Origin of the sequence: Pseudoalteromonas sp. BSi20439 (assembly GCF_000241165.1) — a bacterium.
In the GTDB taxonomy this organism is placed as follows: domain Bacteria; phylum Pseudomonadota; class Gammaproteobacteria; order Enterobacterales; family Alteromonadaceae; genus Pseudoalteromonas.
In genome coordinates this window covers 1-9,441 of the sequence record NZ_BADW01000045.1, presented here as the reverse complement: position 1 = coordinate 9,441, position 9,441 = coordinate 1, and the positions used below count along the sequence as shown (strand labels likewise).

The 9,441-nt window shown below is 36.1% G+C and carries 12 protein-coding genes; 6 read left to right on the top strand and 6 right to left on the bottom strand.

The window, feature by feature from the left end:
* The 6 genes from P20439_RS03985 to P20439_RS03955 all read left to right on the top strand — a co-directional run.
* On the top strand, window positions 1-880 hold an 880-nt coding region (locus P20439_RS03985), incomplete at its 5' end, for a replication initiation factor domain-containing protein (RefSeq protein WP_036932868.1).
* Between the two features lie 161 nt (window positions 881-1,041).
* The gene (locus tag P20439_RS03980) at window positions 1,042-1,389 is read left to right on the top strand and encodes a DUF1293 family protein (protein ID WP_008464792.1); all 348 of its coding nucleotides are present in this window, start codon (window positions 1,042-1,044) and stop codon (window positions 1,387-1,389) included.
* Between the two features lie 218 nt (window positions 1,390-1,607).
* Window positions 1,608-1,832: a hypothetical protein gene (locus P20439_RS03970; RefSeq protein ID WP_008464790.1), complete on the top strand. Its 225-nt coding sequence runs from the start codon at window positions 1,608-1,610 to the stop codon at window positions 1,830-1,832.
* Between the two features lie 85 nt (window positions 1,833-1,917).
* Entirely contained in the window at window positions 1,918-3,324 is a 1,407-nt protein-coding gene (locus P20439_RS03965; RefSeq protein WP_008464788.1) for a hypothetical protein, read from the top strand.
* Between the two features lies 1 nt (window position 3,325).
* Window positions 3,326-3,637, top strand: a complete 312-nt coding sequence (locus P20439_RS03960) for a DUF2523 family protein (RefSeq protein WP_008464786.1) — start codon at window positions 3,326-3,328, stop codon at window positions 3,635-3,637.
* Window positions 3,634-4,980, top strand: coding sequence for a zonular occludens toxin domain-containing protein (locus P20439_RS03955; protein ID WP_008464785.1), 1,347 nt, complete (start codon window positions 3,634-3,636; stop codon window positions 4,978-4,980). The genes P20439_RS03960 and P20439_RS03955 overlap by 4 nt, the downstream gene beginning before the upstream one ends.
* A 214-nt stretch (window positions 4,981-5,194) precedes the next feature.
* On the opposite strand, the gene P20439_RS03950 is transcribed toward P20439_RS03955, so the two are convergent.
* From P20439_RS03950 to P20439_RS03925, 6 genes are all read right to left on the bottom strand, one after another.
* Window positions 5,195-5,608: a DUF1090 domain-containing protein gene (locus P20439_RS03950; RefSeq protein WP_008114639.1), complete on the bottom strand. Its 414-nt coding sequence runs from the start codon at window positions 5,606-5,608 to the stop codon at window positions 5,195-5,197.
* A 39-nt stretch (window positions 5,609-5,647) separates the two neighbouring features.
* A complete protein-coding gene (locus tag P20439_RS03945) occupies window positions 5,648-6,616 on the bottom strand; it encodes an ATP-dependent 6-phosphofructokinase (protein WP_008114637.1) in 969 nt (322 codons plus the stop codon).
* A 183-nt stretch (window positions 6,617-6,799) separates the two neighbouring features.
* Window positions 6,800-7,372 (bottom strand): tRNA-(ms[2]io[6]A)-hydroxylase, encoded by a 573-nt coding sequence (locus P20439_RS03940; RefSeq protein ID WP_008114635.1) that lies wholly within the window; start codon window positions 7,370-7,372, stop codon window positions 6,800-6,802.
* A 68-nt stretch (window positions 7,373-7,440) separates the two neighbouring features.
* Window positions 7,441-8,079 carry a sulfotransferase gene (locus P20439_RS03935; protein WP_008114633.1) on the bottom strand — a complete coding sequence of 213 codons (639 nt, stop codon included), beginning with the start codon at window positions 8,077-8,079 and terminating at the stop codon, window positions 7,441-7,443.
* Between the two features lie 6 nt (window positions 8,080-8,085).
* Complete coding sequence (locus P20439_RS03930) at window positions 8,086-8,982, bottom strand: transporter substrate-binding domain-containing protein (RefSeq protein ID WP_008114632.1); 897 nt, start codon at window positions 8,980-8,982, stop codon at window positions 8,086-8,088.
* Between the two features lie 6 nt (window positions 8,983-8,988).
* The gene (locus tag P20439_RS03925) at window positions 8,989-9,357 is read right to left on the bottom strand and encodes an MAPEG family protein (RefSeq protein WP_008464784.1); all 369 of its coding nucleotides are present in this window, start codon (window positions 9,355-9,357) and stop codon (window positions 8,989-8,991) included.
* Between the last annotated feature and the right edge of the window lie 84 nt (window positions 9,358-9,441).

The following is a 9,441-nucleotide window of genomic DNA, read 5'->3' as shown; positions in this document are numbered from 1 at the left end:
GCGTATGGCTGATTTTTATATTGATACTTTAAAGGTATTTTCTCGCCATGTTCTTGGGTTCGATCTTTCCACTCCAAGAGATAAAGGTTTTCATGGATATACCAATTCAATGAACTTGGTTACTAGTGAGGGTACTCAAGTCGGTTTTGTTGGTATTGGTGGTCAACGCAACACTGTTTATTTTCAAATTTCTGGTGAGGGGTGTAAACACCTTTGGTCACATACAACACCTTTTATACTTCATCACTGGCTTTCTAAGGTTCTAAGTATCAGTTATTTATCGCGTATCGATATTGCTCGCGATTGTTATGATGATGTTTTTAACTGTAAAAATGCTGAAACTAATTTCTTTCAACGTGCCTTTGCTCGTAAAAAAGGTGGCCCTAATCCAACTATGTCACCTCGCCATTCATTTACTGTTGATGGTGTTTATGATGTTGAAATGACCACTATTGGTAAACGTACTAGCCCTGTTTATTGGCGCATCTATAACAAAAAATTAGAACAAGGCATTCAAGAACCTGATCTTATTTGGTATCGCAATGAAGTTGAACTTAAGAAATGGACTGTTGATTCACTCTTAGATCCTGATTCTACCTTTGCGGGAATCTGTGATTTTTCACAACAAATGATTAATTCTGATGGTGTTCATACTTCAAGTTCTCCAAGAGCAACAAAGGCCGCTACTGATTTAGCCAGTAGAGTGAAATGGGTTAGACGTATGTGCGGTAAAGCACTATCAGATATTTTTGAAATTACTGAGGGTGATATTCAAACGCTTTTAGGTTTGTTAGTCCCTGATAAATATATAACGGGTAAGTCTTTGGATATACCTAACACCTACAAACAACTATTAACTGAACAATTAAGGGCTGCTTAATGAATATCTATTGTGATATGCAACCAATTAAATGTTTGAACAAAAAATGTAATTTTATTGGGGTTCATGGTCAATTAATTCCTGATTATAAACTTCGAAAATTAACTTGCCCTGATTGCTCAGGTGCAAAATTTAAAATCTTAAATTAAGGAGTCATTAACATGGCTATTGTTATCGCTGGTATCGGTATTACTAAATTCCCAGAGTCAAAAAACCCTGATGTTGAAAAAGCAACGCTAGAAGTTTTATATCCTTTTGACTCGGTTAATTCACCTAAATTTCATCGCAAGGCAATTGGTAAAACTACTGCAACACCTTTTGGCAAAGAGCCGATTGTTATTAATGCGTCTTACGCTCACGTTCTTATAGATAACAAAGCTTTCGTTGCTGATAAGGCTTACGAACTTAAGTTCTCATTTAATGATGAAACTTTTGATAATGAAGTTGTTGAACTTATACCTGTTGACCCTGAATTAAAGCGTCACTTCAAAGAATCTTTAGGCGGGTAGTCACATGGCCAGTTACGAATATATCGTAATTTGCCCAGTTGCACCTGTCGAAAAACAGTGTCCTGTGGAATTGGAAGTAGTCGAAAACCATCTTCCAGTTCCGCTCGATTACGAGACATTTCAAAATGAAGTGCTCCCGTCAATCATTGGTGTTCTGCTCTTATGTTATGGGTGGAAAAAATTAAGAAAAATGGTTTTTTAAATTAAGGAATATAACCATGAAAAATTTACTTGTTTCTAAAAAGTTAAAAGCGGGTTTGTTAGTTGCTGCCGCTACTGTTTCGGGTTCTGCTTTTGCTGAAGTTGCTGCTGAAGTAACTGCTGCAACAACTGGTTTTACATCATTCTTTACTGATAACGCGAACCTTATTGGTGGTGTTTTCTTAACTGCTGGCTTTGTGGCTATTGGTTGGAAATGGCTTAAAGGTATGCTGTTCGGCTAATGTTTATCACATTAGATACAGTGCTAATTGTCTCAGGACTTTTAGCACTTTACATACTTTTCGATGATTAAAATAAGGCGCTCCCATGCGATTACTGATATTTTTATTGGCGCTTACGAGCGCTTTTTTTGTTTCTGCTGAACCTGATATGGATGATCTGGTTTCACCTAAACAGGTTTCTACAGGTACTTGTGGTTTAGTTACTGATATTAATTCTATTATTAATGATTCAGATGGTGATTCATGCGTTGAATATATTACAGGCCTTCTCGAATCTGACCCATCTATTAAAAGAATAGATAATATTTGGCTTGATGGTGAAGCTGTTATGTTTTCTGGTAAAACATCATATGAAACCACTTTTCGCGTTGGTCTTTTTCGTGTTAACTCATCTACTCCAACATGCCCTCCAGATACAAACCCTAATCACATAATATCTGTAGGTGAGGGGGAATCACTTATGTGTGCAAAAGAATTAGCACCACAAGATTGCCCTGCTGGTTATCATAGTCTCGCAGTTTCAAAAGCTTTAGGTTCTAGTGACTGTATGCCTAAAGAATGTCCTCCCGCTGGCACTGGTGAGAATTTAGCATCTACACCAATGACGGGGGGCGTTCCTTTTTCTGGCGGTGGTATGTATTGTAATGATGGCTGTGCATATTCTGTTAATGCTGATCAAATTACCTCAGATAAATATGCTGTTGGTACTTCTCAAGGTGCGGCTTGTGGTGATAAGCCTTATGATAATAAAAAATTAGCTGATGAGGGTGATACAGGTGAATGCTCTGTTAGTTCTGGTGATGTTCCTTTACTTTCTTGCCCTAATGCAAATCCAACAACGCCTGAAAAAGACCCGCACAATAATGATGATTCGAAAACACCTGAAGATGAAACACCTGAAAAACCAAAAGAAACTTGTGCCGAGGGTGATGCCGCTTGTAATTTAAAAAACGTTGAAACTGAAATTGAAAACAGTACCAATAAACAGATCGATAATGATAATAAACTTCATAATAAAAAAATTGATGCAGATACAAAAAACACTAATGCTCTCTTAAATATTCTTGAAAGTATAGACACCTCAATTCTCTTGCAAACCCAGCAAGATGATAGGTTACATGCTGTAACTGTTTCAAAATTTAATGAACTTGTTGATGCTGTTAATGGTATCGAAACGGGTGGTTCTGGCGGTGGCGGTGGTGGTAACGGTTCTGGCACTGGTGACGATTGTGAGGGTGACCCATCCGACTGTGTTCCTATTGAGGGCTCTGAAATTCCAAGTGAAACTGTTAATTTAAATCAATACGCAGATAAATATGATGACTGGTTACCCAATGCTGAACTTCCATCTGAGAAATGTATTGTCATATCTACTGGCCGTTCCTTATGCCTTAGTTTTGAATCATTTATTTTACTATTTCAATCTATATCTGGCCTCATGGTCATTGCTGCATTGATGCACAGTGCCAGAATAATATCAGGAGCAATTTAACATGCCGTATTTAATACAAGCTTTTTTTGCAGGTTTAGCCGCCTTGTTACCCACGTTAGTCTCTAAAGTTTTAGTGGGTTTGGGTTTTGGTTATGTTACTTATGAGCTGGGCTCTTTTGGTATTGACTATATTTACCAGCAAATTGCATCTAATGCAGCGGGTTTACCTATTGAAATTATTGCCGTTTTAAAATACGCACAAACTGATGTGGCCTTTGGCATAATGCTTGGCTCTTATGCTGCCGCCTTAACAATTCGCGGTTTAACTAGTGCGGGCTCAGTTACTAAATTAGGTTTGAGGTCTGCACCATGATTTATTTACGAACGGGAGTGCCAGGTGCGGGAAAAACTTTAAATTCCTTAAAGGAAATTTGTAATGATCCCTCTGTAACTCAAAAAACTAAATTCTATAACAACATAAAAGCGTTCCTTTTAGATTTAGATTTCTGCAATAGTTTTCAAGGTTTCTTTTATGGCCAGTACTATCCATCAATACAAACTACCAATAAAGTAGGGCGTTATTCTAAAATCATTAAAGAAGTACACGCCCAAAATAGAATGATAGAAATAGGGGACGTTCCTTGGTTAGCGCCTAAATTCAAACTTTACGATGAACAAGCTGTAATTGATTTATTTGTAAAATGGTGTCGCAAGTGTTACCCAAAAGCCAACTTAAAAGGCTTAGATGTATTTCTGGAAGAATCAGACAATCCAACAATTGAATCTATTAAGCTTTTAAATTATCACTGGACGCATACCAACGACCCGACCGACTGGCCGAATTTACCTAATGGTTCAATAGCGCTTTTTGATGAGTGCCAAGACTATTTCCCGCCAATGGCCAATAGTGCAAAGCGCCCTTATTATTACACCCAATTCCAAAAACATAGGCATAGCGGTGTAGATATTCATCTAGTTACACAGCATTACACCTTTTTGGATAACGTCATTCAAAAATGTACTGGGATGCACGTTCATTATTTTAGACCTATGGGCGGGGCTGTTATCACTCGTTTTCAACGAGATAAACAATTTAGTACAGATTACTCTGGTGACTTAGAAAAATGTGCTACATCAACATTAAAGCGAGATACAAATTTTTATGGTGTTTATTGGTCGGCCGATGATCATACCGCTAAATTTAAACTACCACCTAAGGCGCTTTTGTTTTTACTTGCTATACCACTTTGTATTTATGTTTTTTATTCTTTGGTTGTTAGTCTTGGTTTGCTTGGCTCTGACGAACCTGAGCAAAAACCAGAATCTAAGACAGAAATTAAGGAAATTAAACAAGCTAAAAATGAATCGGTTAAAAAGGATCTAGATTTAACTTATAAACCTGAAAAATTTGAGCATCCTTTAAATGAGATTTGCCAAGATTATGAATATGGTGGCTATGAGCTTAAAAAGAAAAATGGCGTTGTTACTGTTGAACACTATATAAATTGTGTTACCGGTAAAGAGGTGGAGAAACAAAAAACCATTCTTAGCGGTGATGATGAAAACCCACAAGAGCGGCAAGAGAAATTTAACGAACCTGAGATAATTTTGTTAAGTTCTAACTACTTAGAAAAATTAGGTTATTACATTTATCTAAATGAGAATTTGCCAATCCTTAAATATTCAGGTAAAAATATATATTTAGCTCAATTCTAAAACCACAGTTAAATCAATCACTTAAGTCCGATATTATTCAGTATTGGACTTAACAAGCCTTTTTAATATCCCTTAAATTGATAGCCTATAATTTATATTATGTTAAATAGGGTAAATTAATACTTTAACAAGCTAACGGCACGGTGTTTATGCACGTTATTATCACTGTATCTGAGCCCTTTTCCCATAAAGATGTATTCAACTATAAAACTCACTACGCGCTATTTGCTTTGTTTAAACAATTAAGCTCATTAGTTAATTGTTGTAGCTGCTTAGTTTTTTCATTTAGCTTTTGCTGATACTTTTCAATTTTATCGAACTTGCCTTGTTGCTTAGCTTTATTTATATCAGCTTTATATTCTTCAATTTCGATACTGGTCTTATCTATTTTTTGTTGTAACTCTGTAATTAATCCTTCGTGGCTACAATGTGAATTTATACTCTTTAGTGCTTTATCAAGGCCCGCGACTTTGTGATCATTACCTTGTTGTTTTGCAATTAATAATTCTTGGTTAACTTCACAGGCTTTCTTTTCACAGCCGTTTAAATTCATACAATTGTTTTGAGCTAACACACTTGCTGAGCTTACTAATAACAGGCTTATTGCTATACCTCTTAAATATTTCATTTATAGTTTCTCATTCTGGATATTATGCTTATTTAATTACTATCTACAAAATACAGATAACAGCCCTTGTAGCTCGTCACTAATAACGTGTTGTTTTACAACATCTTGCATAGGAGTATTTGATACTTTGTTATTTAAAATACCCACCATTATAGCGGTTTCCCCAGCACATAATGCTTTTACACTTTGTACAGCCAGTCTAATTGCTAACATACGATCAGCCGCTGATGGATTACCACCTCGTTGTAAGTGCCCTAGTTTAGTTACACGTAAATCTATATTTGAATTTACAGCAGCTATTTTTTCACACACATGCTCAACACCAATTTCGTCGCCTTCAGACACTACCACGATAAATGCGTGTTCACTGTGATAATCGCTAATCTTTAGCAATAAATCATCAATGTCTTTATCATTTTCAGGAATTAATATTGAGTCGGCACCAGAAGTTAGCCCTGCATAAGTACCAATATATCCGGAATCACGCCCCATAACTTCAATAACAAACACCCTATTATGAGATTCTGCTGTATCTCTAATATTATCAATACATTGCATTGATGTGTTTACTGCCGTATCAAATCCTAAGGTGTAGTCTGTGCCTGCAATATCGTTATCTATGGTGCCGGGAATACCAATATAAGGGATATTGGTTATGTGTGATAACCATAAACAGCCTCTAAAAGAGCCATCGCCACCTATGACAATTAAGGCATCAACATTATTATGTTCAATTGTAGCTAAAGCTTGCTGTCTGCCTGTCTCAGTTCTAAACCTTTCACTACGTGCGGTTTTTAAAACGGTACCGCCCAAGTGCATACTTTGTTGCAGGTTTTTGCAATCAAGTGTCACTAAATCATTATCAATTAAACCCTCATATCCTTTTCGAACTCCTGACACTTTTATGCCTTGTTGTTGAGCGGTTTTTACGATGGCAAATAAAGCGGTGTTCATCCCTGGAGCATCACCTCCAGAGGTAAGCACGGCAATATGATTAATTGGTTGCATCGGTTCACGTCCTTAAAGCAAGCTATACATTAAAATGATAATAGCTGTTTATTGTTAGGCAGTGTTAACTAAGTGCAGTAAAGTTGATCTAGTTATGTGTTATTAAACAATATTTTTCATAACAATAGAGGGAAGTACTTATATTGGCATGCTAACTTGATGTCAACATGCCGTGGTTAGGTATTAATGTAGAGCAGCAGTAAATGGTATATTTTTACAAATTTCTGCTTCTATTATTAATAACTCTTCTAAACGATCATCAACTTCTTGTTTATCAAAGTATTCGTAAGCAAGTTCAACAAATAGGTTTTTATGTTTTTCTTCAGACTTGGCTATCGCAACATAAAAATCTTTTTCTTTTCCTTCTGGTAAGGCTTCGGCAACTAAAGAAAAACGTTCGTGTCCCCTCGCCTCAATTACACCGCCAACGAGTAGCCTATCCATTAAAAATCCATCGCGTCCATGTCTAAAGTGTGCGCGAATTTGTTTAATGTAAGGGTCTTTTTTATCGTCACCTAAATTAGTATCACGCTCAATGAGTAATTTCAGCACTTGCTTGAAATGAATTAACTCTTCTAAGGCTAAGTCAGTCATGGCTTTAACTAATTTACGCTTATCAGGGTAATGTGAAAGCATAGACATAGCCATGCCCGATGCTTTTTTTTCAGCAGCAGCGTGGTCTTGTAAAAAAGTTTCAAAGTCGGCTAAAACAACTTCGGTCCATTCAAATGGCGTGTGGTATTTTAATTCAAACATATGGATACAACTTATAAAATAATGCGTGGATTTTAGCGTATTTAAAAATAAAAATCTTTGCTCGCGGTTTAAATTTGTCTCTCATAAGGTAAAAATTTATCTATCCGCCCTTTCGCGGTCGACTCAATTTTTAATGGATGTTTTATATCATTCCACGCGGTGACCTTACCCCCCATATTCATTTTTTCAAAGCCATTTAACTCAGAGGTAATACTTAAAAAATCACAAAGCTGACTAAAACTGTTAGGGTTGGCAATATCTATCGCTAAAAAATCATGTTCTCGATTACTAAAATAAGCCTTAGCATTATTAATGTGTACGTTATAACAATCAGTTAAATACTGATCGTTATTTATATTCTCTAGTGAAAAGTCTTTAAATGTATTTAAATAACAGCGCTTTAAATGAATGTTAAAGCCACCATCTGTACGGATTAAATTAGTGTGCATTCGCTGTAAAAGCTGTCTTATTGATGGTATCCATGTAGTAAGCTCTCGCTCTAAATATATAAATTTTGCGCCAGGATAGTATTTATCTAATACTTTAAAATCGTTAAATATGGGGGTGTCTGCAATTGCGACCGCATTATCAAAACAGGCGGTAGTGTATGCAGTATGAGCAGTTGGTATACCAAAATGTAAAAATGCATTACATACACTGGTGGTACCGGTTCGCGGTAAGCCAATAATAAATATTTTTTGTTTCATGGGGTTTTACATGTCTTTTTCTGAAAACCAAAGTGAAGTATTATCAAGTGGTGTTAGTAAGGGTAAGTTTTTGTTTTCTAATCTAATAATAATCTTATTTTTGATATCTGCATGCTCAATGGCACTGCGATGATACGCATTAAATAAGCGGTCAAACTCGCCATTTTTACGCATGACCGCTAAGCCATTTTCAACTGCATAGGCCAACTCGGGCGTATCTTTACTAAAAAAGAAGTAAATTGCACTTGGGTATTGCAGTATTAACTGAGGAAGAGTTGTAAGTTTTGCATCACCTTTAAAGGTATTTAGCTCCGTTTCAACTTCAAGCAACGATCGAGGGAATACATCTCCTCTGCCTTTTATTAACATATTAAATAATGAGCTGTATTCAATTGATGTTGATACCGTTAATCCACTATCTAATAAAACTTGAGTATCTGGCCAGTCGTGACCTTGAATAAAGTGGATACCTTTAAAGTCATCAATTTTTTTTAGGCTTGATAATTGTTTTTGTTTATTCTGTGTAGTGACAAGTAAACGCCACCCGTATAAACCTTTAAAAATAGGCACTCTTACGGGCAATAGCTCTTTTTCTCGCTGCTGTGAAGTCATGGTCCATGCAACGTTGACTTCATCATTATGTATAATTTGTTTTAATGAGCGGCTTTGAGGCATAGAAATACTCGATGCTTTTAATGTATATTTTGCGCCGCTGTATTGTAAGGCCGTTCTCAATAAAACTAACGGATAAAGAATTTCATCTTCACCCACTCGCATCGTTTTAGGATAAACATAATTTAAACCATCAATACTTTGATTGCTATTGTCATTTTCTATTGCCCCTACAAATGACGCCAACGAAGTGGCAAAACATAAGCTTATAAAAACAATAGCGAATCGCATCTTTATTTATCGACTTAACAATAAAATTAAGGAACTTACAAAAAGAATAGCAAATGTCATCATCATACTTAATACACGTGCTTTCAAATTGTTAGTACTAATAGCAGAGCCATGAAGCGCACGGCTAATAAATAACAAACCACCGAGTGCATGCACATAGTGACTCGCTAACCCTTGATACTCTAATAAGAACAGTAAAATTAGGCTAATTGGCACGTACTCAATAAAGTTACCGTGAGCCCGAGTTGCACGCTCAAGTGCAGGATGACTCCCATTACCAAGTGAAATGCCTTCAGCCTTGCGTATTTTTACAACATTAATACTCAAGTAAATATAATATAGTGCCAGTAAAGCGGCATAACTTGATATGATCACAGTATTTTCCATTTAATTTTTAAGCAATAATAACACATAACTAAAGCAGTAAAATCACCATTTGTGGTAGAGTGATTTATGAGT

Bases quoted from the DNA above. Each gene is read 5' to 3' on its own strand.
- P20439_RS03950 (WP_008114639.1), bottom strand. From the start codon at position 5,608: ATGAAATATTTAAGAGGTATAGCAATAAGCCTGTTATTAGTAAGCTCA.
- P20439_RS03960 (WP_008464786.1), top strand. From the start codon at position 3,326: ATGCCGTATTTAATACAAGCTTTTTTTGCAGGTTTAGCCGCCTTGTTA.
- P20439_RS03940 (WP_008114635.1), bottom strand. From the start codon at position 7,372: ATGTTTGAATTAAAATACCACACGCCATTTGAATGGACCGAAGTTGTT.
- P20439_RS03970 (WP_008464790.1), top strand. From the start codon at position 1,608: ATGAAAAATTTACTTGTTTCTAAAAAGTTAAAAGCGGGTTTGTTAGTT.
- P20439_RS03980 (WP_008464792.1), top strand. From the start codon at position 1,042: ATGGCTATTGTTATCGCTGGTATCGGTATTACTAAATTCCCAGAGTCA.
- P20439_RS03965 (WP_008464788.1), top strand. From the start codon at position 1,918: ATGCGATTACTGATATTTTTATTGGCGCTTACGAGCGCTTTTTTTGTT.
- P20439_RS03930 (WP_008114632.1), bottom strand. From the start codon at position 8,982: ATGCGATTCGCTATTGTTTTTATAAGCTTATGTTTTGCCACTTCGTTG.
- P20439_RS03955 (WP_008464785.1), top strand. From the start codon at position 3,634: ATGATTTATTTACGAACGGGAGTGCCAGGTGCGGGAAAAACTTTAAAT.
- P20439_RS03935 (WP_008114633.1), bottom strand. From the start codon at position 8,079: ATGAAACAAAAAATATTTATTATTGGCTTACCGCGAACCGGTACCACC.
- P20439_RS03945 (WP_008114637.1), bottom strand. From the start codon at position 6,616: ATGCAACCAATTAATCATATTGCCGTGCTTACCTCTGGAGGTGATGCT.